This window comes from Thermus sp. 2.9 (assembly GCF_000794385.1).
GTDB classification, from domain to species: domain Bacteria; phylum Deinococcota; class Deinococci; order Deinococcales; family Thermaceae; genus Thermus; species Thermus thalpophilus.
In genome coordinates, this window is record NZ_JTJB01000039.1 from 23,432 (window position 1) to 43,405 (window position 19,974).

The window sequence follows — 19,974 nt, forward strand, 5'->3', positions numbered from 1 at the left end:
ATGAAGCTCGTCCACTGGACCTTTCTCCTGGTGAGCCTCGGGGTGGCGGGGGCGGGGCTTTACCTCTACCTCACCTACCCCTTCTTGGAGGTGCCCACCCCCTGGGGGCCGTGGCCCCTTTACCTGGTCCTTCCCGCCGTCTACGCCTTGGGCTTTTTGGTGGGGGGGCTTTACGCCCTGGCCCTTTGGCTTGCCGGCATGGGGGGGCGGCGGGCCCTTCTCCGGGAGGTGCGGCGGCTCCAGGGGGAGGTGAACGCCCTAAAACGGGAGCGGATTGAGGAGATCCCCCGCATCCCCGACCGGGAAGAGCCATGAGGGAAAGGGTCCGCTGGCGCCTCCTCCCCCTGCCTTCCGTGCCGGAGTGGCTTGGCCTCATGCAGGGCTTCGGGGTGGGGCCCGAGGCGGCCTTGGCCTACTGGCACCGGGGGGTTAGGCGGCGGGAGGACCTGAAGCCCCCCCTTACCCGGCTACCCCTGAAGGGCCTGGAGGAGGCGGCGGATCTCCTCGCCCGGGCCATTCGGGAGGGGAAGCGCATCCGCGTCCACGGAGACTACGACGCCGACGGCCTCACGGGCACCGCCATTTTGGTGCGGGGGCTTCGGGCGCTGGGGGCCGAGGTCCACCCCTTCATTCCCCACCGCCTGGAGGAGGGTTATGGCGTCCTCATGGACCGCATCCCCGAGCACTTGGAGGCGGCGGATGTCTTCGTAACGGTGGACTGCGGCATCACCAACCACGCCGAGCTTAGGGAGCTGGTGGAAAGCGGGTTGGAGGTCCTGGTCACCGACCACCACACCCCCAAGGAAACCCCGCCCCCGGGCCTGGTGGTCCACCCCGCCTACACCCCCGGGCTTGGGGAACACCCCACGGGGGCGGGGGTGGCCTTCCTGCTCCTTTGGGCCCTCCACGAACGCCTGGGGCTAGGGCCGCCCCTGGACTACGCCGATTTGGCGGCGGTGGGCACCATCGCCGACGTGGCTCCCCTTTGGGGCTGGAACCGGGCCTTGGTGCGCGAGGGGCTCGCCCGCATCCCCGCCTCGCCCTGGGTGGGCCTTAGGCTCCTGGCCGAGGCGGTGGGCTACACGGGCAAGGCGGTGGAGGTGGCCTTCCGCATCGCCCCCCGCATCAACGCCGCAAGCCGCCTGGGGGAGGCGGAGAAAGCCCTAAGCCTCCTCCTCACCGACAGCGAAGCCGAGGCCCGGGCCTTGGTGGAGGAGCTAAACCGCCTTAACGCCCGTCGCCAGGCCATAGAGGAGGAGATGCTAAGGAGGCTTCTCCCCCAGGCCGACCCGGAGGCCAAGGCCATCGTCCTTCAGGATCCCGAGGGCCACCCCGGGGTGATGGGCATCGTGGCGAGCCGGATCCTCGAGGCCACCTTGCGCCCCGTTTTCTTGGTGGCCCAGGGGAAGGGCACGGTGCGGAGCCTTCCCCCCATCAGCGCCGTGGGGGCGCTTACGGAGGCAGAGGACCTCCTTTTGCGCTTTGGGGGCCACAAGGAGGCGGCGGGCTTTGCCCTGGACGAGGCCCGCTTCCCCGAGTTCCAAAGGCGGATAGAGGCCTACGCCGCCCGCTTCCCCGACCCCGTGCAGGAGGTGCCCCTTCTGGGCCCCCTTCCCCCCGCCTCACGCCTGGCGGAGCTTTACCGGGCCTTACAGGATCTGGAGCCCTTCGGCGCCGGGAACCCCGAGCCCCTCTTTTTGCTTGCGGGAAGCCCCGAGGAGGTGCGGACCATGGGGGAGGGCAGGCACCTGGCTTTCCGGCTCCAAGGGGTGCGGGTGGTGGCCTGGCGTGTGGGGGATAAAGAGGTGCCAAACCCCCTGGAGGCGGCGGTCCTCCTCACGGAAAACCGCTTCAACGGCACCGTGAGCTATGAGGCCCAAGCCCTGGACTTCCGGGTGCCCGGGGAGCTTCTTGGCCAGGGGGAGCCCTTCGCCCACCCCCTTGCCCTGGGGGAGGCCTTGGCCCGGGCCCGGATGGGGGAGGGGGTCTACATCCCGGAAGGGAACCGGGAGGGGCTTGCCTACGCCAAGGCCAAGGGCTTTGCCCTCCTGCCCCCGGAGGAGGCTTCCCTTTGGCTCGGCCTCCCCCCCTACCCCGTGGTCCGACGGGTGGACGTGGCCTTGGGGAGCGAGGCCAAGCGGCGCCTGGCCATACCCCCCGCCTTGGACACCCCGGAGGAGGCCCTGAAGGCCCACATCGCCCGGCGGCTCCTCTTCGCCTACGAGCGGCGGCACCCGGCCCTCTTCAGCGAGGCGTTATTGGCGTACTGGGAGGTAAGCCGTGTACAAGCAACCGCGGGAAGCCCATGAGGCCCGGATCTATACCCAGGCCTACCGGGTCTATGGGATGATCTACTTGGTGCCGGGCTCGGGCACCGCAGACCTTTTGAACCAGGAAAAGGTCTACCTGCCCGTGACCGGGGCCCTCCTCTATACCCCGGGGTACCTTCACCCACCCGAGGCCAAGGACCTGAAGGCGAGCACGAGCTTTTTGGCCTTAAGAAAGGAGCGCATCCAGTGGGTGGTGGGGGGCAAGGCGGCGGAGCCCCGCACGAGCCCGGCGCTTTTGGAAAGGCTGTCCCTGGCTTTTCTTTTTGGAGAATACCTCTTGGCGGGGGCGCTTTTGGTACCCCGGGGGGTGCGGCTTTCCGACCACCTCTCCCAGGCCAAACCCTTCCAGACCCTCCTGGAAGCCCGCCTATACATCCTCCGCCCCGAGCGCCCCATCGTGGAGCTGGAGACGGTGGAGCGCTTTCCCTTCGTCACCCTCAACCTCCGCCTGGCGGAGGCGGTGGCCGAGGCCCCGGGCGAGGCCCACGACCCCCGCCTCACCCTATTTGGCTGAGGGCTTCGCGGATCCTTTCCGCTTGCTCCAGGTTTTCCTTGAGCCTGGCCTCCTCCGCCGCCACCACTTCCTTGGGGGCCTTTTCCCGGAAGCCGGGGGCGGAGAGCTTCCTTTGGCTCTTTTCCGCCAGCTCTAGGAGGTCTTTTAGCCGCTTTTCCTGCCGGCGCCGCCACTCCTCCACATCCAGAAGCCCCTCCAAGGGCATCCGGGCGGTGACCTTGGACAAGGCCTTGACCAAGGCTTTTTCCGGCTTTTCCTCAAGGAGCTCGGCCCGGGCTAAAAAGCGGAAGGCCTCGAGGTTTTCCCGCACGGGTGCCACTTCCCCCTCCAGGTAGACCCGCACCTCCTGCCCCGGGGGAAGCCCGGCCTCGGCCCGTAGGGCCCGCACCGCCGTCACCGCCTGCTTTAGCGCTTCAAAGGCGTCCTCCGCCTCCTTGTCCTCCTTGCCCTGGGCCTCGGGCCAGGCCTCGAGGGCCAGCTCCTCCTTGCCCGTGAGGGCCTGGTGGAGCTCGCTGGTGAGGAAGGGCATCATGGGGTGGAGGAGTTTGAGGAGGGTGGCGAGGGCCTCCTCCAGGGTTCTTAAGGTGTGGGCGTTCCCGGCCTTGAGGGCGGGCTTGGCCGCCTCCAGGTACCAGTCGCAGAACTCGCTCCAGACCAGCTCGTAGATTTCCCGTGCCGCCTGGGCCAGGTCCAAGGCCTCGTAGAGGGCGGTGATCTCCCGTACTCCCCGGTCCAGGCGGCTTCGCATCCAGCGGTCCGCTAGGGTTGGGGTGTCCGTCTTTGGCTGGAAGCCTTTCCGGGAAAGGAGGACGAAGCGGGCGGCGTTGTAAAGCTTGTTGGCAAAGTTGCGGGCCATCTCCAGCCAGCGGAGGTCCAGCCGGATGTCCTGCCCCCCGGTGGCCAGGTAGGTGAGGGCGAAGCGAAGGGCGTCGGCCCCATAGCGCTCCACCATTTCCAAGGGGTCAATCACGTTCCCCTTGGACTTGGACATCTTCTGGCCCTTCTCGTCCAAGACCAGGCCGTGGAGGAGCACGGTCTTAAAGGGCCTTTCCCCCATGAAGTGGTAACCGGAGACCTCCATGCGGGAAACCCAGAGGAAGAGGATGTCATACCCCGAGACCAGGACGTCCCCGGGATAGAAGGCCTTGAGGTCCTCGGTCTCCTCGGGCCAGCCCAGGGTGGAAAGAGGCCAAAGTGCCGAGGAAAACCAGGTGTCAAAGACGTCCTCGTCCCGTTTGAGCCTCGGGCTTCCGCAGGCCTCGCAGAGGGTGGGGTCTTCCAGGTAGCGCTCGGGGCGCGGGACGTTGATGGCCCCGCAGTCCTCGCAGTACCAGGCGGGGATCTGGTGGCCCCACCAAAGCTGGCGGGAGATGTTCCAGTCCTTGACGTTCCTGAGCCAGTCCAGGTTGACCTTCTTCCAGCGCTCGGGCACGAAGGCGATATCCCCCCGCTCCAGGCCCCTTATGACCTTTTCCGCCAAGGGCTTCATGGAAAGCCACCACTGGGGGAAGATGGCGTACTCAATGGGGGTGCCGCAACGGGAGCAGGTGGCGAGGCTTATGGTGTACTCCTCCTCCTTGACCAGGTGCCCCGCCTCGCGGAAGAGTTCCACCGCCTTCCTGCGGGCTTCAAAGCGGTCCAGGCCCCTGAGGGCTTCGGGCACCCTTTCCCCTTCCATCCTCCCCTCCAGGTTGATGACGGAGACCGCTTCAAGCCCGTGCCGCTCCCCGATCTCGTAGTCCAGGGGGTCGTGGGCCGGGGTCACCTTGAGGGCGCCGGTGCCGAATTCCCTTTCCACGGCGTTATCGGCCACGATGGGGATCCAGATGTCCGTGAGGGGGATGCGGGCCCGCCGGCCGATCAGGCCTTGGTAGCGCTCGTCTTCGGGGTGGACGGCGATGGCCTGATCGGCGAAGACCGTTTCCGGGCGCACGGTGGCGATTTCTATATAGCCGCCCCCTTCCACCTCGTAGCGCAGGGTGTAGAGCCTTCCCGGGGTGGGCTCGGTTTCCACCTCCAGGTCGGAGAGGGTGGTCTCGCACCGGGGGCACCAGTTCACGAGCCGGGGGGCGCGGTAGGCCAGGCCCTCATGGTAGTAGCGGGAAAAAGCGTAGCGCACCGCCTTGGAGCGCTTCTCGTCCATGGTGAAGGCTTCCCGGCTCCAGTCGGCGCTGGCCCCAAGGCGCTTAAGCTGCTTGAGGATGGTCCCCCCCGACGCCTCCTTCCACTGCCACACCCGCTGTAAGAAGGCCTCCCGGCCCAGGTCGTGCCGGGTCTTGCCCTCCTTGAGGAGGAGGCGCTCCACCACCACCTGGGTGGCGATGCCGGCGTGGTCGGTGCCGGGGAGCCATACCGCCTCATAGCCCTGCATGCGCTTGTAGCGGATGAGGGCGTCCTGGAGGGAGTTGTCCAGGGCGTGGCCCATGTGCAAGGAGCCCGTGACGTTGGGGGGCGGCATGAAGATGACGAAGGGGGGTTTGCCGCTTTTGGGGTTGGCCACGAAGGGGTTTTTTGCCCACCTCTCCGCCCACTTGGGTTCCACCGCTTTGGGATCGTAGGCCTTGGGTAGGTCCATGCTATCCATCACTTTACCCGGGCGGGCTAGGGGAAGGCCAGGGCGGGGCTTAGGGGAGGGCGTAGAGGTAGTAGCGCCCGTTTTCCAGGTGGAAGAAGGCCTCCTCGTAGGCCAGGCCCTCAATGGGGGTTTCGGGGGGGATGGGGAGGAAAACCCCTCCCACCCGGATGCCCTCCGGGAGGACTTCCAGGCTTCCTTGGGCCACCTCCCGGCTTTCCGCCTCCGGGTCGTTGAGGGGGGTGTGGAGGAGGCGCACGGGTACCCCCTTTAGGCTAAAGAGCACGTTGCTCGGGTCGTGGAAGGGGGCCCGGTGGAGAAGGCGCTCCTCCACCTCCGCCACCTCCCCCAAGAGGGCGTAGCGGTCTAGGGGTAGGAGGGCTTTGCCGCTTTGGAGGAGGGCGAGAAAGCGGTGGCGGTCCTCCTCCGAGAGGAGGATGGGGGCCCGGTGGGAGCCCACCCTTGGGTCCTGGTCCAGGCGCCCCTTGAGGAGTTCCTGAGCCGCCTTTAGGGCCTCTTCCCGCGTGGGGTAGAGGCTATAGGGGTTCACCTTGAAGAGGAGTTCATACCCCTTGGGCCCTTGGATGAGCCAGGCCAAGTGGAGCTCAAAGAAGCGGCGTTTTTGCCAAGCGGGGTGCATAAGGAGGAGTATACGCCCTCATTGTGCCTTCGCTCCTTGCCCAAAGCTATCGCCGGGTATACTCTAGGCCCGGTATGGCGCTATCCGAAGAGCGGGTCCTCGAGGCCCTGCGCACGGTGATGGACCCCGAGCTGGGGAAGGACCTGGTGTCCTTGGGCATGGTGGGGGAGGTGCGGCTAGAGGGCAAAAGGCTGGAGGTCCTGGTGAACCTCACCACCCCCGCCTGTCCCCTGAAGGGGCAGATTGAGGCGGACATCCAAAGGGCCCTCCTCCCCTTGGGCCTCGAGGAGGTGCGGGTCCGCTTCGGCGGGGGGGTGCGCCCCCCGGAAAAATACCCCATCCCCGGGGTGAAGCACGTGGTGGCGGTGGCCTCGGGCAAGGGTGGGGTGGGGAAGAGCACCGTGGCCGCCAACCTGGCCCTGGCCCTCCGCCAAGAAGGGGCGCAGGTGGGGCTTTTGGACGCCGACCTCTACGGGCCGAGCCAGGCCAAGATGTTCGGCCTGGAGGGGCAAAAGCTCAAGGTGGACCAAAACCGCAGGATCCTCCCCCTGGAGGCCCACGGCATCAAGGTCCTCTCCATGGCCAACATCGTCCCCCCGGGCCAGGCCATGATCTGGCGAGGGCCCATCCTCCACGGCACCCTGAAGCAGTTTTTGGAGGAGGTGAACTGGGGGGAGCTGGACTATTTGGTGGTGGACCTGCCCCCGGGCACGGGGGACGTGCAGCTTAGCCTGGCCCAGCTCACCCAGGTTTCCGGCGGGGTCATCGTCACCACGCCCCAGGAGGTGGCCCTCATAGACGCCGAGCGGGCGGCGGACATGTTTAAGAAGGTGCAGGTGCCCATCCTGGGGGTGGTGGAGAACATGAGCGCCTTCCTCTGCCCCCACTGCGGGAAGCCCACCCCCATCTTCGGCGAGGGGGGCGGAAGGCGGCTCGCCGAGAGGCTTAAGGCCCGCTTCCTGGGGGAGATCCCCCTCACCCTTCCCTTGCGGGAAAGCGGGGACCAGGGGATGCCCGTGGTGGTCAAGGACCCGGAGGGCCTCGAGGCCCAGGCCTTCCGCCGGGCGGCCCGGGAGCTCGCCGCCAGTTTGAGCGTTCAGACCTTCATCGCCTTGCCCATGGCCTGACATGGCCCTTCTTGTGGAAGGCACCAAGGAACGGGTTTTGGACCTCCTCAGGGTCAAGCCCCGCACGGCCAAGGAGGTGGCGGAGGCCTTGGGGATCAGCCAGGTGGCGGCCCGCAAGCACCTGGAGGACCTGGAGGCCCGGGGGCTGGTGCGCTCGGAGGTGCGCCGCTGCCCGGGGCGGGGCCGTCCCTACCGCCTTTACCAGGCCCAGGACGAGGGGGCGCCCTACGCCGCCCTTTGCGGGGATGTGCTGAGGGGCCTCGAGGGGGCCTTGGGGAAGGAGGGGGTGGTGCGGCTCCTTTTGGAAAGGAACCGGCGGCTCCTCGCCCCCCTGAACCTCGAGGGCCTTCCCCTGCGGGAGCGCTTGGAGCGCTTGGCGGCCTTTCTCAAGACCCAGGGCTACGAGGCGGAGGTGGTGGAGGAGGGGGGAAGGCTTTACCTCTGCCAGCGCCGATGTCCCAAGCTCGCCCTTTCCCGGGAGCACGAGGCCCTTTGCCAAAGCGAGCTCTTGGCCTACCAGGAGCTTTTGGGCCTCCCCATCCACCGGGAGGAACGGCTGGCCGAGGGGGGAAGCTGCTGCCGCTACCGCGTAGAATGACGGGGTGTGGGTCTACCGCCTAAAGGGCACGCCCTGGGAACTGGACGCCCTCATCCCCGAGCTCTTTGACCGGGGGGCGCGGGGGCTTTGGGAACGGGAAGGGGAGGTCCTGGCCTACTTCCCCGCGCCCGTGGACCTGCCCCACGGGGGGGTCTGGGAGGAGGTGCCGGACGAGGACTGGCTTCAGGCCTGGCGGCGCGATCTGAAGCCCGCCTTGGCCCCGCCCTTCGTGGTCCTGGCCCCTTGGCACCGTTGGGAGGGAGGGGAGATCCCCCTGGTCATTGAGCCCGGCATGGCCTTCGGCACCGGGCACCACGAGACCACCCGCCTGGCCCTCATGGCCTTGGCCCGCCACCTCGCCCCTGGGGAGAGGGTGCTGGACCTGGGCACGGGAAGCGGCATCCTGGCCATCGCCGCCGCCAAGCTGGGGGCGGAGGCCTTGGGGGTGGACATAGACCCCACCGTCTTGCCCCAGGCGGAGGAAAACGCCCGCAGGAATGGGGTTTCCGTCCGCTTTCTGGAAGGAAGCCTGGAGGAGGCGCTTCCCTATGGCCCCTTTGACCTTTTGGTGGCGAACCTCTTCGCCGAGCTCCACCAAGCCCTCGCCCCCCGCTACCGGGAGGCCTTGGCCCCCGGGGGGAGGCTTCTCCTCACGGGGATCCTGAAGGAAAAGGCCCCCTTGGTGCGGGAGGTCCTTCGGGAGGCGGGCCTTCTCCCCTTAGAGGAGGCGGAGGAGGGGGAGTGGGTCCTCCTCGCCCACCGGAGGTAGCCCATGCGCCCCCACCGCGCCTATAGCCCCGGCCTCACCGGCGTCCTTTCCCTTCGGGAAAGCCGCCACCTCCTGGAGGTGCTCAGGGCCCGAGTGGGGGATCGCTTCACCGTGTTTGACGCCGAGCGGGAAGCCTTGGCCGAGGTGGTGGACCTGGGCCCCCCGGTGCGCTACCGCATCCTGGAGGAGCGCCGCCCCGAGCGGGAGGTGGGGGTGGAGGTGGTCCTCTACATGGCCCTCCTTAAGGGGGATAAGTTGGCCGAGGTGGTGCGCATGGCCACGGAGCTTGGCGCCACCCGCATCCAACCCCTCGTCACCCGGCACAGCGTGCCCAAGGAGATGGGGGAGGGGAAGCTTAAGCGCCTCCAGGCCATCGCCGTGGAGGCGGCCAAGCAGTCGGGAAGGCTCAAGGTGCCCGAGGTCCTCCCCCCCATTCCCCTGAAGGCGGTGCCGGAGGTGCCCCAAGGCCTCGTGGCCCACGTGGGGGCAAGCCGCCTGGTGCGGGGGGTCTTGGACCTGGAAAAGCCCCTGGCCCTGGCCGTGGGGCCGGAGGGGGGCTTCGCCGAGGAGGAGGTGGAGCTTTTGCAGGAGCGGGGCTTTACCCCCGTCACCCTGGGGCGGAGGATCCTCCGGGCGGAAACCGCCGCCCTCGCCCTCCTCGCCCTGTGCACCGCGGGGGAGGGAAGATGAGGGGCCTCCTTCTCCTCCTCCTTTTCCTTTCCGCCTGCCGCTACACCTTCCTTCCCCTGGATCCCGGCAAGCCCGCCCCGCCCGAGCGGCCCTTCGTGGTGGCGAGGCTCGTCCCTGGGGAAGGTGAGGCGAGGCTTTCCCTGAGGGTGGAGCGGCTTCCCCGAGCTGGCTACCTCCACCTCAAGTGGTACCGGGAGGAGCGCTTAATCCTGGAGCGGGCGCTTTTCCTGGAGAACCTTGGGGCATATGAGGCCCGTTTTCCCCTCCAGGAGGGGTACCACCGCCTGGTGGGGATTTTTGAGGGGGCGGTGCTCTTCCAGTTGGACCTGGGAACCCCCCGTCTACCGGACCCCGATGAGGTAGAGGACCAGGGGAACGGTTAGGAAGGCGAAGAAGGTGGAAACCACCACGCTCCTGGCCACCCGGAGGGCGTCTCCCCCGAACTCCCGGGTCATGAGGAAGGCGTTCACCGCCACCGGGGTGGCGGACTGGAGGACCAGGACCTGGTGCTCTAGCCGGGGAAGCCCTAAGGCGAGGCCCACCCCGTAGGCCAGGAGGGGGGCGAGGAGGAGCCTAAGGGCGCTGGCGGTGGCCTCAAAGGCGCCCACCTGGAAGCGGGTCTGGCCCATCTGCATCCCCAGGGTGAGGAGGAGGACGGGGATGGCCGCTTGGCCCATGAGCCGCACCCCCTCGTCCAGGCGGAAGGGGAGGGCGATCCCCAGGGCCTTTAGGAGAAGGCCCAGGAAAAGCGCGTAGAAGAGGGGAAGGCGCAGGGTGAGGCGAAGCCCTTCCCGAAGCCCCCCACCCCGGATGAAGGCGGGACCGAGCCCGAACATGACCGCGCTGGAGAGGATGAAGTAGACCACGGCCCGCCTAAGGCCCTCCTCTCCCAGGGCGAAGTAGGTGAGGGAAAGGCCCATGTTCCCCGAGTTGGGGAAGAGGCTGCAGACCAAAAGCCCCTTGGCGGCTTGGGGGGAGAGGCCCAAAAGCCTCCCCGCCCCTTGGATGGCGAGGAAAAGGAGGGCGTAGGTGAGGGTGAAGCCCAAGGCGAGCCCCCAAAGCCCTTCCCGGGTGTACTCCGCCCGGTACATGGCGTCAAAGATGAGGGCGGGGACCAGGAGGTAGAGGGTGAGGCGGCTTAGGGTGGAGAGGTCCATGGGCACGCGCCGCCCCAGGAGGTAGCCGGAAAGGACCACCAGGGCCACCGGGACCACGGTGTTGAGGAGGGCCTGCATGTGGGGCATTTTAGGGCTATGCCGAGCTACCGGGAACTGGCGGAGGCCATCCGGCGGGTGCTCCTGGAGGGAGGGGTGGCGCCGAAGCGCCAGGTTCTGCCCCTTCCCACGGGGCAGTTTTTGGTGATGCCCGCGGCGGACCATGAGGTGGCGGTGTGCAAGCTGGTGGTGGTGGAGCCGGAAAGGACGCCCATGGTGCAGGCGGAGGTGTGGGCGAGGCGCCTCGCCACGGGGGAGGTCTTCCACCTTCCTGGGGAGGAGCTCACGCAAAGGCGCACCGCCGCCCTTTCCCTCCTCGCCGCCACCCTTCTTGCCCCGAGGCGGGAGGGGGCCTTGCTGGTGGTGGGGCCGGGGGCCCAGGGCCTGGCCCACCTCGAGGCCTTTGCCGAGGCCTTCCCCCTCACCCGGGTCCTGGTGCGGGGAAGGGGGCGGGAGCGGGTGTTGGCCTTTTTGGCGAAGGCGCGGGAGCTGGGGCTAGAGGCCGCCGAGTGGACGGGGGAAGAGGTCCCCGAGGACGTGGCCTTCCTGGTCACCGCCACCCCAAGCCCCACCCCCGTCCTGCCCCCTAAGGTGCCCGATGGGGTATTCCTGGCGGCGGTGGGAAGCTACCGCCCGGAGATGCGGGAGGTGCCGGAGGCCCTCTTGGCCCAAGCCGCCCTCTACTGCGACACGGAGGACGCCCTCTTGGAGGCGGGGGAGCTCCAAGGGGTCGCCCGCCCCGTCATCCCCTTGCGGGAGGCCCTCTTGGGCCGGCGGGGGGAGGGGCGCTTCGTCCTCTTCAAGAGCGTGGGGCACGCCCTCTTTGACCTGGCGGCGGCCAAGGCCTACCTAGGCCTATAGCCGGACCACGATCTTCCCCGTGTGGCTCCGGTCCAAAAGGGCTTGGAAGGCGGCTTCCGCTTCCGCAAAGGGGAATACCCTGCCTACCACGGGCTTGAGCTCCTTCCCAAGCCGGGGGAGGAGGAAGCCCAAGGCCTCCTCCACGAGGGGCCTTTCTCCCATGAGGGGGGCGAGCCAGAAGCCCACCACGGCGAGGTTCTTGCGCATGAGCCTGAGGGGAGGGATGGGGACCACTTCTCCTTCCGCCGCCCCGATGTAGACCAGGCGCCCCTTGGGCTTGAGGAGGGTGAGGCTTTCCTCTATGGCCTTGCCCCGCACCTCCAGAACGAGGTCCACCCCGCCCAGGGCCTTCACCCTTTCGGGTAGCTCCTCGTAGGGGGCGGTGAGGTCCGCCCCAAGGCGTTCGGGGAGGGCGAGTTTTTCCGGCCTCGAGGCCGCCGCCACCACCTTAAGCCCTAGGGCCTTGGCCACCTGCACCGCCGCCGTGCCCAAGGCCCCCGCCGCCGCCTGGACCAAGACGCTTTCCCCCGGCCTCGCCCCCGCCCGCCTCAGGGCCAGGTAGGCGGTGAGGAAGGAAACAGGGTAGGCCGCGGCCTCCTCCGGGGATAGCCCCTCGGGGACAGGCAAAAGGGCCGCTTCCGGCACCGCTACCCGCTCCGCCAGGCCCCCTTGGCCGATGAGGGCGGCGTAGCGCCGCTCGCCCACCCGCCCCACCACCTCCATCCCCGGGATGAAGGGCGGGTGGAGCCGGGCGAGGTAGGCCCCAAGCCGCAGGAGGTGGTCGGCGAAGTTAAGGCCCACCGCCTCCACCTGGAGAACCACCTCCCCTGGCCCCGGCGTGGGGTCTTCCACCGCTTTGAGCGTCAAGGGGCCCCCGAACTTCTCCTGCACCCAGGCTTGCATGGGACCAGTCTACGCCTAACCCTTCACGGACCCCGCCAAAAGCCCCCGGAGGAAGTAGCGGCCCAGGAAGATGTACACCAAAAGCGTGGGCAAGGCGGCCAGGACTGCCCCCGCCATGGGCAGGTTCCACTTCACCGCCTCCCCCCCGGCGAGCTGCGCCAAGGCCACGGTGATGGGCTGGCTTTCCGGCCGGGTCAGGGTCACGGCGAAGAGGAACTCGTTCCAGATCTGCGTGAACTGCCAGATGGCCACCACCACGAAGGCGGGGGCGGAGAGGGGCAGGATCACGTGGCGGAACACCCCGAAGAAGCCGGCCCCGTCAATCCGGGCCGCCTCCACCAGCTCGTCGGGGATTTCACTGTAGTAGTTCTTAAAGATCAGGGTGATGATGGGGATGCCGTAGATCACGTGCACCAGGATGAGGCCGAAAAGCGTCCCGTAAAGCCCGATGGCCTTCACGAACTGGAAGAGGGGGATGAGGATGCTCTGGTAGGGGATGAACATCCCAAAGAGCATCAGGGCGAAGAGGAGGTTGGACCCAGGGAAGGGCCACTTGGCCAGGACGTAGCCGTTTAAGGCCCCCACCAGGGCGGAAAGCAGGGTGGCGGAGACGGCCAGGACCATGGAGTTTTGGAACTTGGGGCGGAAGGCTTCCCAGGCGATGCGGAAGCTTTCCCAGTAGACGGGGTCCGGCCAGTGCCAGACGGTGTCCAGGGTGATCTTGGCGGGTTCTTTCAGGGCGGTGAGGATGACCAGGTAGACGGGAAGGAGGAAAAACCCAGCCATGAGGAGGAGAAAGGCGTAGAGGATAACCCGGCCCATCAGCGCCGCACCTCCTTCCGGAGCTGGCTTGCCAGGTAGGGGATCACCACCACCGCCACCAAGAGGAGAAGGAGGATGCCGATGGTCGCGCCCTTGGCGAACTGGTTGCCGCGGAAGGCCAGGAGGTACATGTAGATGGCGGGCACGTCTGTGGGGGCGTAGTCTAGGCCGGCCATGGCGAAGATCAGGTCAAAGATCTTCAAGGCGATGTGCCCCAGGACGATCATGGCGGAAAGGGTGATGGGGGCGAGGAGGGGCAGGATCACGTAGCGGTAGGTCTGCCAGGGGTTGGCCCCGTCCACCTTGGCGGCCTCTAAAACCTCCACGGGGATCCCCCTAAGCCCCGCCAGGTAGAGGGCCATGGTGTACCCCGACATCTGCCACATGGCCGCCAGGATCACCCCCACCAGGGCCAGGCTGAAGCCGTGGGGCTCGGGGTAGGGAAGAAGGTGCACGCCCCGTCCCAAGGTCAAGGCCCAAAGGAGAAGCGCGCCGCCCGAAAGGAGGGCGAAGAAGCGCCGCTTCCTTTCCCCTTCCCGGTGGGCCCGGTAGGCCACGTAAAGGAGTACGAGGCCCACCACAAGGGCGGTGTAGAAGGGAAGTTGGTTCCAGTCAAAGACCAAGACCTGCTCCCTTGTGGTGAGCCAGGGGAAGGACAAGGGGGGTAGGCCAAGGAGGGTGGGCAGGACGTTCACCCCGCCTTGGGGCTGGAGCAGCCAGCGCCAGATGGTCCCCGTGACCACGAAGGAGAGGGCCATGGGAAAGAGGAAGACCGTGCGGAAAAAGCCTTCCCCTTTGGGGCTTTGGTCCAGGGCCACCGCCAGGAGGAGGCCAAGGCCCAGGCTTCCCGCCATGAAGAAGAGGGTGAAGAAGATGAGGTTCACCACGCTTTGGCGGAAGCGCACGTCCACAAAGCCGGTGAAGAGCTCCTGGTAGTTGGCGAGGCCCACGAAGTGGAGGGTGGGCTCCTCGGCCAGGGCCTGGGCGGGGTTCTTGCCCCAATCACTCAGGGAGACGTAGAGGTTTTGCCCGATGAAGCCGTAGACGAAGATGCCCACCGCCACCAAGGAGGGGAGAAGTACCAAAAATGCCGCGATGCGGTCGCGCATGTTTCCTCGGGGAAAACCCCGTGGGGGACGAAGCCCCCACGGGGAGTAGGACCCTTAGCGGCCGAGACCCACCTGGTCGGCGATGGCCTGGGCGGCGTTGGCCGCCGCCTTCGGGCTCTTGGTCTGGAGGAAGATCTCCATCACCGTGCCGAACTGGCTCATGAAGCTTTCCGGCGCCACGGCCCCGTGGACCAAGGAGCCCACGATGCGGTTGGACTTCCAGTCGCGCATGGCCGCTTGGCCGTAGGCGTTGTACTTGGCGGGGTCGGAGTCCAGGCGGGCGGCGATGGAGCCCTTGAGGGGGTTGAAGGTGTCCTGCCCTTCCTTAGACCCCACCAGCCGGAGCCAGTTGAGGGCGTTCTGGCGGTTTTTGGCCCCCTTGGGCAGGCCGAAGGAGTCGGAGAGCATCATGAACACCCCTTGGGTGCCCGGGGAGGGGGCCCAGGCGAAGTCGGTGCCGGGCTTAAGCTTCAGGGTAGTGGTCATGTAGCCAGCGGCCCAGTCACCCATGATGTTGAAGGCGGCTTGGCCCTGGACAACCCGGTCCACCGCCTGCTGCCAGGAAAGCCCGGCGGCGTCCTTGTTGGCGCAGTCCAGGACCTTGCCAAAGGTTTCCCAGACCGCCACCGCCTTGGGGTCGGTGAACTTCAGCTTGCCGTTCCAGAGGTTATTCCAGCCGTCCGCCCCCAGCATGGCCAGGGCCACGCTTTCCCAAAGGTGCTGCTGCGTCCAGTTCTCGCCCAGGGCCAAGGGGGCTTGGAGGCCCTTCCGCTTGAGGGTCTCGCAGGTGGCGAGGAACTCGGCCCAGGTCTTGGGCGGGTTCACCCCCCATTCCCTGAGCTTCGCCGGGATGTACCACATGACGTTGGAGCGGTGAATGTTCACCGGCACACTCCAGATGCCCCCCTTGTGGGAAATGAGGTCAATGAGCCCCTTGGGGAAGGCCTGGAGCCACCCCTCCTGGCGGAAGAGGGGGGTGAGGTCTTCCATGCGGTTGGCCACCACCCAGGTGCCGATGAGCTCCATGCCGGCGTGGACCTGGAAAGTGTCGGGGGGGTCACCCCCCAGCATCCGGGTCTTGAGCACCGCCTTGGCGTTCACCCCGGCCCCCCCGGTCACCGTGGCGTTGATGACCTCCACCCCCGGATACTTCTGCTTGTAGAGCCGGATGAGGGCCTCGAGGGCCGGGCCCTCGTCCCCCGCCCACCAGGAGAAGATCTCCAGCTTGCCCGTTTGGGCCAGGGCGCTAAGCCCCAAGGCCACGCCGAGTACCAAAAGCCATTTCCTCATACCTACCTCCATTGCGACGTGGGCTTTCCGCCCACAGGCCGCCGAGCTCAAAGAAGCGCGCCAGGAAGAGGCTCGCCCCGCCCACCGCCGCCGCCAGGTGCCCGTAGGAGGAGGGTTGCACGGAAAGCGCGCGGTGGGTTTCCAAAAAGGCGTGGTCCGCCAGGGCCTGGCGCAGGGGAGCTTCCAGGAAGGAAAAGAGCTCCGCCGCTTTTCCCCCCACCACCACCCGGGCGGGGTCGTAGGCCACGGCCAGGTTGGCCAAAAACCGGCCCAGGGCGCTCCCTAGGTGGGCCAAGGCGACTCGGGCCACGGGGTGGCCTGCCTGGGCTTGGGCCAAGAGGGCCTCGAGGTCCTCCACCTCTCCTCCCAAGGCTCGGTGGTGCTGCAGTAGGGCTCCAAGGCCGAGCTCGGTTTCCAGGCACCCTTTGCGCCCGCAGGCGCAGGGGGCTTCCCCGGAGCCGAGCCAGTGGCCCACTTCCCCCGCCGCCCCACTCGCCCCCCGGAGGAGGCGCCCATCCGACACCACCCCCACCCCAAGGCCCGTGCTTAGGACCAGGTAGGCCAGGTTCTCCTCCCCGTGGAAGAAGACCTCGGAGAGGGCGGAGGCCTTGGCGTCGTTCTCCGCCAAGGTGGGCAGGGGGAAGGAGGCCAGAAAAGGGCTTAGATCCAGATCCCGCCAGGCCAGGTTGGGGGCGTAGAGGAGCCTGTTTCCCACCACCACGCCGGGCAGGGTGAAGCCGAGGCCCAGGGCTCCTTGGGCCTCGGGCAGGGTTTCTCGCAGAAGCCGGGCGAAGCGCTCCTCCGGCCCCGCCTCCTTGGCGTGGGCCCACTCCTTGGCCCAAAGGACCTCGCCCCGCCAGTCCAGGGCCAGAAGCACGGTACCTTCCACGCCGATTTCCGCCCCCAGGGCGAAGCGGGCCCCAGGGCGGAGGTGCAAAAGGGTTCCCGGTCGTCCTAAGGGTGGGGAGGTAAAGGCCCCTTCTTCCAGGAGGCCTTCTTGCAGGAGCTCGTCCACCAGGCGGCTCACGGCGCTTTTCGCAAGACCCGTGAGCCGGGACAGGTCAGCACGGGTGAGGGGACCCCGCCTCAGGTGGCCCAAGATGGCCCGGCGGTTGAGCCTGCGGATTTCCTGCGTGTCCCCCTTGCGCACCCCTGTCCCCCTTTAGTTCGTTCTCGGGACTAAGTAAACCACCCTCCCCGTGTTCCGTCAAGTCCTTGTCAGCAAGGGCGAAGTGCCTTAGCCTAAGGGCAAGGCCCGCTAGGGCCCCAAAGCCAGGTCCGTTGCCCTGGTGCCTGGGCGCGTAGTCCAGGCTTAAAGTGGGGAAGTCCGGTGCAAGTCCGGCGCTGTCCCGCAACGGTAACCGGCCACGCTACGAGCTTTTCTTCGCAGGCCGGAAGCCCGAATACCTGCCAGGGCCGCCCGCCCTTCCCCAGGGCGGGCACCTCACGCGGATGGGGGAGCGTTGGGGGCTTCTTTAGCTTTTCACGCCCCTGCCGCTTCTGGCAGGGGCGTTGCCCTACCTCCCCCGGGCCCGGCGCACCTGGCCCTAGCGGCCTGAAGGGAGGTAGGCATGAAGAAGCTTTGGGCGTTTTTCTCGGTTCTCCTGGCCTTGGCCTTCGCTTTTCCCGTCACCCTCACGGACGACCTGGGGCGCCAGGTCACGCTAAAAGCCCCGCCTAAGCGCATTGTTTCCATGTTGCCCTCGGTGACGGAAACGGTTTGCGCCCTTGGGGCCTGCGACCGCCTGGTGGCCACGGACGACTACTCCGACTGGCCGGAAAGCGTCAAGAAGCTTCCCAAGGCCGGGGGGCTTTACAACCCCAACCCCGAGCTCATCGTCTCTTTGAAGCCCGACTTGGTCCTGGTTTCCCGCTACGGGAAGCTATATGAAACCCTGGAACGGGCGGGGCTCACCGTGTTCGTGGTGCGCACGGAAACCTACGAGGATATCTTCAAAACGGTGCGCACCGTGGCGCAGCTTTTGGGGCTTTCCGCCCAAGGGGAAAGGCTTGTGGCCCAGATCCAGAGGGAGGTCTACCAGGAGGAGGCCCGAGCGGCCAAGGCCAAGGGGAGGCCCCGGGTCTACTACGAGATTGACCCCACCCCATACACCGTGGGGCCGGAGAGCTTCATCGGGGTCCTCATCCAGAAGGCTAGGGGGGTGAACATTGTCCCCAAGGAGCTTGGGCTTTTCCCCAAGATCGCCCCCGAGTTCGTGGTGGAGAAAAACCCCGAGGTGATCGTGGCCACCTACCCGAACGCCCGGGAAACCATCCAGAGCCGGCCGGGCTGGAGCCGGGTGAGGGCGGTGCAGACGGGGAGGATCTGCGTGTACACAGGGGGGGAGGACAACCTCCTCTCCCGCCCCGGTCCCCGGGTGGCCCAAGGGCTTAGGCTCCTGGTGGACTGCTTCCACGGGCGCTAGGCCATGACCTTGTCCCTGCCCCTCGCCCTCAAGCGGAGCCTCGTCTTCGCCTGGCTCCTCGCCCTTTTGTCCATAGCCCTGGTCCTGGGGCTCGCCCTGGGGGCGGTGGCGGTGCCCCCCGGGGACGTGGTGCGGGCCCTTTTGGGCCTCCAGGAAAACCCCATCATCACCGAGCTTCGCCTGCCCAGGGTCCTCGGGGGGATGCTGGTGGGGGCGGCCTTGGGGGTGGCGGGGGCCGCCTTCCAGGGCCTATTCCGCAACCCCTTGGCCGATCCCTACCTCATGGGGGCCGCCTCGGGGGCGGCCTTCGGCGTGACCCTTTTGGCGGTTCTTCTGGGGGGGCTTTCCCCCGCCTTCGCCCAGCACGCCGTCTTCCAGGGCCTTCCCCTTTCCGCTACCCTCTTTGGCTTCCTGGGGGCCCTTTTCGCCACCTTGCTCACCCTGGTCCTGGCCGGGGGGGTGGCGCGGACCGGGGAGCTGGTCCTGGCGGGGGTGGTGGTGGGAAGCGTCCTCACGGGGCTGACCACCTACCTGATGCTCCAGGACGCCGACCGGGTCCGGGCGGTCTTCGCCTACACCCTGGGGAACCTGGCCTTTTTGGGCTGGCCGGGGGTGAGGGCCTTGGCCGTTTTCCTCCTCCTCGCCTTGCCGCCCCTTCTCCTCCTGGGCCGGGTGCTCAATGCGCTGCAACTGGGGGAGGAGGTGGCGCGGAGCCTGGGGCTTCCCCTGAATGGGCTAAAGCTTCTCCTTTTGGCCGCGGCGAGCCTCCTCACCGCCGCCAGCGTGGCCCAGGCGGGGATCATCGGCTTCGTGGGGCTCGTCACCCCTCACGCCCTGAGGCGGCTTTTGGGGGAAGACTACCGCCTGCTCCTTCCGGCGAGCGCCCTGGGCGGGGCCGCCCTCCTGGCCCTGGCCGACCTCCTCGCCCGCACCCTCACCCGGCCGGCGGAGCTACCCGTGGGGGTGGTGACCACGCTCCTCGGGGGGCCCTTCTTCCTCTACCTCCTTTGGAGGCGGCGTGGACGGGCTTGAGGCGAGGGGAGTGGCGGGGCCTTTCGCCCTAAAGGGGGTGGACCTCAGGGTGCGCCCGGGGGAATGGGTGGCCCTCCTCGGGCCCAACGGCTCCGGCAAGACCACCCTTCTTAGGGTGATGGCGGGGCTCCTTAAGCCCAAGCGGGGGGCGGTGTACCTGGAGGGGAAGCCTCTTGAGGCCTATGGGAGCTACGCCCGGGGCCGCCTCCTCGCCTACCTGCCCCAAGGGGGGCCTTACCCCGAGGGGCTTTTGGTGGAGGAGGTGGTGCGCCTGGGGCGGCTTCCCTACCTGGGGTTATGGGGCAGGGAAGGGGAGGCGGACCTCGAGGCGGTGGCCTGGGCCCTGGAGGCGGCGGGGGCGGCCCACCTAAAGGGGCGGCTCCTCGGCACCCTCTCCGGGGGGGAGCGGCAAAGGGTCCTCCTGGCCCGCGCCCTGGCGGCGAGGCCTCGCTACCTCCTCCTGGACGAGCCCACCACCTATTTGGACCTGGAGCACCAAGGGGAGGTGGTGGCCCTCCTTAGGGCCCTGGTGGCGCGGGGTGTGGGGGTGCTTTCGGTCCTCCACGATCCCAACCAGGCGGCCCTGGCTCACCGGGTGGCGGTGTTGCGGGAGGGGCGGCTTGTGGCGGAGGGGGCGCCCTGGGCGGTGCTGACAGAGCCCCTCCTCCGGGGGCTCTACGGGCGCCGGGTGCGGGTGGCCCTCCTGGAGGGGAGGCCCCATGTCTACCTGGACGGATAGGGCCCGGCTCTACGTGCGGGGCCGGGCGCTCCTTCTAGACCTGGGCAAGGAAACCCCTTTTTACACGGAAAGCGGCCCCAGGCGGGCCCGCTACCTCCTGGTGGGCCGGCTTTCCCCCCCGGAGTGGCTTCGCCTTGGCCTTCCCCGCGAGGGGGTGCTCCACTACCCCCTTCCCGTGGACCCCTTCACCTTTGAGTGGGAGGGGGAAACCCTCCTTCTGCCGGGGCTACGGGTGTACTTGGGCGGGCCGCCGCCCTTCGTGGAAACGCCCTTTTTCGCCTGGCGCTTGACGGAGGAGGGGGCAAAGGGGTAGGGTGGCCTTACCGACCGTTCGGTCG

At 67.7% G+C, this 19,974-nt stretch carries 21 protein-coding genes and 1 riboswitch; of the genes, 13 read left to right on the forward strand and 8 right to left on the reverse strand.

Going from position 1 to position 19,974, the window contains the following annotated elements; genetic code table 11:
* From QT17_RS10465 to QT17_RS10475, 3 genes are read left to right on the forward strand one after another with little or no spacing between them, the layout of a single operon-like run.
* On the forward strand, positions 1-315 hold the full coding sequence (locus tag QT17_RS10465) for a LapA family protein (protein WP_039459814.1): 315 nt from the start codon (positions 1-3) through the stop codon (positions 313-315).
* The gene (locus QT17_RS10470) at positions 312-2,309 is read left to right on the forward strand and encodes a DHH family phosphoesterase (RefSeq protein ID WP_039459815.1); all 1,998 of its coding nucleotides are present in this window, start codon (positions 312-314) and stop codon (positions 2,307-2,309) included. The genes QT17_RS10465 and QT17_RS10470 overlap by 4 nt, the downstream gene beginning before the upstream one ends.
* Positions 2,281-2,844 carry a hypothetical protein gene (locus QT17_RS10475; protein WP_039459818.1) on the forward strand — a complete coding sequence of 188 codons (564 nt, stop codon included), beginning with the start codon at positions 2,281-2,283 and terminating at the stop codon, positions 2,842-2,844. Before QT17_RS10470 ends, QT17_RS10475 begins: the two co-directional genes overlap by 29 nt.
* On the opposite strand, the gene QT17_RS10480 is transcribed toward QT17_RS10475, so the two are convergent.
* Together QT17_RS10480 and QT17_RS10485 are read right to left on the reverse strand one after the other, a co-directional pair.
* Positions 2,828-5,419 (reverse strand): valine--tRNA ligase, encoded by a 2,592-nt coding sequence (locus QT17_RS10480; RefSeq protein ID WP_039459923.1) that lies wholly within the window; start codon positions 5,417-5,419, stop codon positions 2,828-2,830. The two genes, QT17_RS10475 and QT17_RS10480, sit on opposite strands and share 17 nt — an antisense overlap.
* A gap of 49 nt (positions 5,420-5,468) precedes the next feature.
* The gene (locus QT17_RS10485) at positions 5,469-6,056 is read right to left on the reverse strand and encodes a hypothetical protein (RefSeq protein ID WP_039459820.1); all 588 of its coding nucleotides are present in this window, start codon (positions 6,054-6,056) and stop codon (positions 5,469-5,471) included.
* A 74-nt stretch (positions 6,057-6,130) separates the two neighbouring features.
* Here QT17_RS10485 and QT17_RS10490 point away from each other — a divergent pair, with 74 nt between their 5' ends.
* The 5 genes from QT17_RS10490 to QT17_RS10510 are packed head-to-tail and all read left to right on the forward strand — an operon-like array spanning position 6,131 to position 9,623.
* Entirely contained in the window at positions 6,131-7,183 is a 1,053-nt protein-coding gene (locus QT17_RS10490) for an Mrp/NBP35 family ATP-binding protein (protein WP_039459822.1), read from the forward strand.
* A 1-nt stretch (position 7,184) separates the two neighbouring features.
* Entirely contained in the window at positions 7,185-7,781 is a 597-nt protein-coding gene (locus tag QT17_RS10495) for a metalloregulator ArsR/SmtB family transcription factor (RefSeq protein WP_039459824.1), read from the forward strand.
* Positions 7,782-7,785: 4 nt separating this feature from the next.
* Positions 7,786-8,550 carry a 50S ribosomal protein L11 methyltransferase gene (locus tag QT17_RS10500; RefSeq protein ID WP_039459826.1) on the forward strand — a complete coding sequence of 255 codons (765 nt, stop codon included), beginning with the start codon at positions 7,786-7,788 and terminating at the stop codon, positions 8,548-8,550.
* A gap of 3 nt (positions 8,551-8,553) precedes the next feature.
* Complete coding sequence (locus QT17_RS10505; protein ID WP_039459828.1) at positions 8,554-9,240, forward strand: 16S rRNA (uracil(1498)-N(3))-methyltransferase; 687 nt, start codon at positions 8,554-8,556, stop codon at positions 9,238-9,240.
* Positions 9,237-9,623 (forward strand): hypothetical protein, encoded by a 387-nt coding sequence (locus tag QT17_RS10510; RefSeq protein WP_039459830.1) that lies wholly within the window; start codon positions 9,237-9,239, stop codon positions 9,621-9,623. The genes QT17_RS10505 and QT17_RS10510 overlap by 4 nt, the downstream gene beginning before the upstream one ends.
* On the opposite strand, the gene QT17_RS10515 is transcribed toward QT17_RS10510, so the two are convergent.
* Entirely contained in the window at positions 9,582-10,484 is a 903-nt protein-coding gene (locus tag QT17_RS10515; RefSeq protein WP_152607388.1) for an AEC family transporter, read from the reverse strand. The two genes, QT17_RS10510 and QT17_RS10515, sit on opposite strands and share 42 nt — an antisense overlap.
* A gap of 9 nt (positions 10,485-10,493) precedes the next feature.
* Between QT17_RS10515 and QT17_RS10520 the strand changes: the two genes are divergently transcribed.
* On the forward strand, positions 10,494-11,315 hold the full coding sequence (locus tag QT17_RS10520) for an ornithine cyclodeaminase (protein ID WP_039459832.1): 822 nt from the start codon (positions 10,494-10,496) through the stop codon (positions 11,313-11,315).
* Here the strand turns inward: QT17_RS10520 and QT17_RS10525 are convergent.
* Genes QT17_RS10525 through QT17_RS10545 form a run of 5 tightly spaced genes read right to left on the reverse strand, consistent with a single transcriptional unit; the run spans position 11,310 to position 16,589 of the window.
* Positions 11,310-12,218, reverse strand: coding sequence for an NADPH:quinone oxidoreductase family protein (locus QT17_RS10525; RefSeq protein WP_039459833.1), 909 nt, complete (start codon positions 12,216-12,218; stop codon positions 11,310-11,312). The two genes, QT17_RS10520 and QT17_RS10525, sit on opposite strands and share 6 nt — an antisense overlap.
* Positions 12,219-12,233: 15 nt before the next feature.
* Positions 12,234-13,040 carry a carbohydrate ABC transporter permease gene (locus tag QT17_RS10530; protein ID WP_039459835.1) on the reverse strand — a complete coding sequence of 269 codons (807 nt, stop codon included), beginning with the start codon at positions 13,038-13,040 and terminating at the stop codon, positions 12,234-12,236.
* Complete coding sequence (locus tag QT17_RS10535; protein WP_039459838.1) at positions 13,040-14,149, reverse strand: carbohydrate ABC transporter permease; 1,110 nt, start codon at positions 14,147-14,149, stop codon at positions 13,040-13,042. Before QT17_RS10535 ends, QT17_RS10530 begins: the two co-directional genes overlap by 1 nt.
* Positions 14,150-14,203: 54 nt before the next feature.
* The gene (locus QT17_RS10540; protein WP_039459840.1) at positions 14,204-15,439 is read right to left on the reverse strand and encodes an ABC transporter substrate-binding protein; all 1,236 of its coding nucleotides are present in this window, start codon (positions 15,437-15,439) and stop codon (positions 14,204-14,206) included.
* Entirely contained in the window at positions 15,396-16,589 is a 1,194-nt protein-coding gene (locus QT17_RS10545; protein WP_039459842.1) for an ROK family transcriptional regulator, read from the reverse strand. Before QT17_RS10545 ends, QT17_RS10540 begins: the two co-directional genes overlap by 44 nt.
* Before the next feature lie 120 nt (positions 16,590-16,709).
* A riboswitch (cobalamin riboswitch) is annotated at positions 16,710-16,869 on the forward strand.
* Positions 16,870-17,010: 141 nt separating this feature from the next.
* On the opposite strand from QT17_RS10545, the gene QT17_RS10550 reads away from it, so the two are divergent.
* The 4 genes from QT17_RS10550 to QT17_RS10565 are packed head-to-tail and all read left to right on the forward strand — an operon-like array spanning position 17,011 to position 19,949.
* Entirely contained in the window at positions 17,011-17,865 is an 855-nt protein-coding gene (locus tag QT17_RS10550) for an ABC transporter substrate-binding protein (RefSeq protein WP_039459844.1), read from the forward strand.
* A 3-nt stretch (positions 17,866-17,868) separates the two neighbouring features.
* Complete coding sequence (locus QT17_RS10555; protein WP_039459845.1) at positions 17,869-18,897, forward strand: iron ABC transporter permease; 1,029 nt, start codon at positions 17,869-17,871, stop codon at positions 18,895-18,897.
* Entirely contained in the window at positions 18,884-19,636 is a 753-nt protein-coding gene (locus tag QT17_RS10560; protein ID WP_039459847.1) for an ABC transporter ATP-binding protein, read from the forward strand. The genes QT17_RS10555 and QT17_RS10560 overlap by 14 nt, the downstream gene beginning before the upstream one ends.
* A complete protein-coding gene (locus QT17_RS10565) occupies positions 19,617-19,949 on the forward strand; it encodes a hypothetical protein (RefSeq protein WP_039459849.1) in 333 nt (110 codons plus the stop codon). Before QT17_RS10560 ends, QT17_RS10565 begins: the two co-directional genes overlap by 20 nt.
* The last annotated feature ends 25 nt before the right edge of the window (positions 19,950-19,974 follow it).

Coding starts and splice junctions, on each gene's coding strand:
- QT17_RS10565 (WP_039459849.1), top strand. CDS start 19,617: ATGTCTACCTGGACGGATAGGGCCCGGCTCTACGTGCGGGGCCGGGCG.
- QT17_RS10505 (WP_039459828.1), top strand. CDS start 8,554: ATGCGCCCCCACCGCGCCTATAGCCCCGGCCTCACCGGCGTCCTTTCC.
- QT17_RS10465 (WP_039459814.1), top strand. CDS start 1: ATGAAGCTCGTCCACTGGACCTTTCTCCTGGTGAGCCTCGGGGTGGCG.
- QT17_RS10470 (WP_039459815.1), top strand. CDS start 312: ATGAGGGAAAGGGTCCGCTGGCGCCTCCTCCCCCTGCCTTCCGTGCCG.
- QT17_RS10550 (WP_039459844.1), top strand. CDS start 17,011: ATGAAGAAGCTTTGGGCGTTTTTCTCGGTTCTCCTGGCCTTGGCCTTC.
- QT17_RS10555 (WP_039459845.1), top strand. CDS start 17,869: ATGACCTTGTCCCTGCCCCTCGCCCTCAAGCGGAGCCTCGTCTTCGCC.
- QT17_RS10520 (WP_039459832.1), top strand. CDS start 10,494: ATGCCGAGCTACCGGGAACTGGCGGAGGCCATCCGGCGGGTGCTCCTG.
- QT17_RS10490 (WP_039459822.1), top strand. CDS start 6,131: ATGGCGCTATCCGAAGAGCGGGTCCTCGAGGCCCTGCGCACGGTGATG.
- QT17_RS10540 (WP_039459840.1), bottom strand. CDS start 15,439: ATGAGGAAATGGCTTTTGGTACTCGGCGTGGCCTTGGGGCTTAGCGCC.
- QT17_RS10525 (WP_039459833.1), bottom strand. CDS start 12,218: ATGCAAGCCTGGGTGCAGGAGAAGTTCGGGGGCCCCTTGACGCTCAAA.
- QT17_RS10485 (WP_039459820.1), bottom strand. CDS start 6,056: ATGCACCCCGCTTGGCAAAAACGCCGCTTCTTTGAGCTCCACTTGGCC.
- QT17_RS10530 (WP_039459835.1), bottom strand. CDS start 13,040: ATGGGCCGGGTTATCCTCTACGCCTTTCTCCTCCTCATGGCTGGGTTT.
- QT17_RS10515 (WP_152607388.1), bottom strand. CDS start 10,484: ATGCCCCACATGCAGGCCCTCCTCAACACCGTGGTCCCGGTGGCCCTG.
- QT17_RS10535 (WP_039459838.1), bottom strand. CDS start 14,149: ATGCGCGACCGCATCGCGGCATTTTTGGTACTTCTCCCCTCCTTGGTG.
- QT17_RS10480 (WP_039459923.1), bottom strand. CDS start 5,419: ATGGACCTACCCAAGGCCTACGATCCCAAAGCGGTGGAACCCAAGTGG.
- QT17_RS10510 (WP_039459830.1), top strand. CDS start 9,237: ATGAGGGGCCTCCTTCTCCTCCTCCTTTTCCTTTCCGCCTGCCGCTAC.
- QT17_RS10495 (WP_039459824.1), top strand. CDS start 7,185: ATGGCCCTTCTTGTGGAAGGCACCAAGGAACGGGTTTTGGACCTCCTC.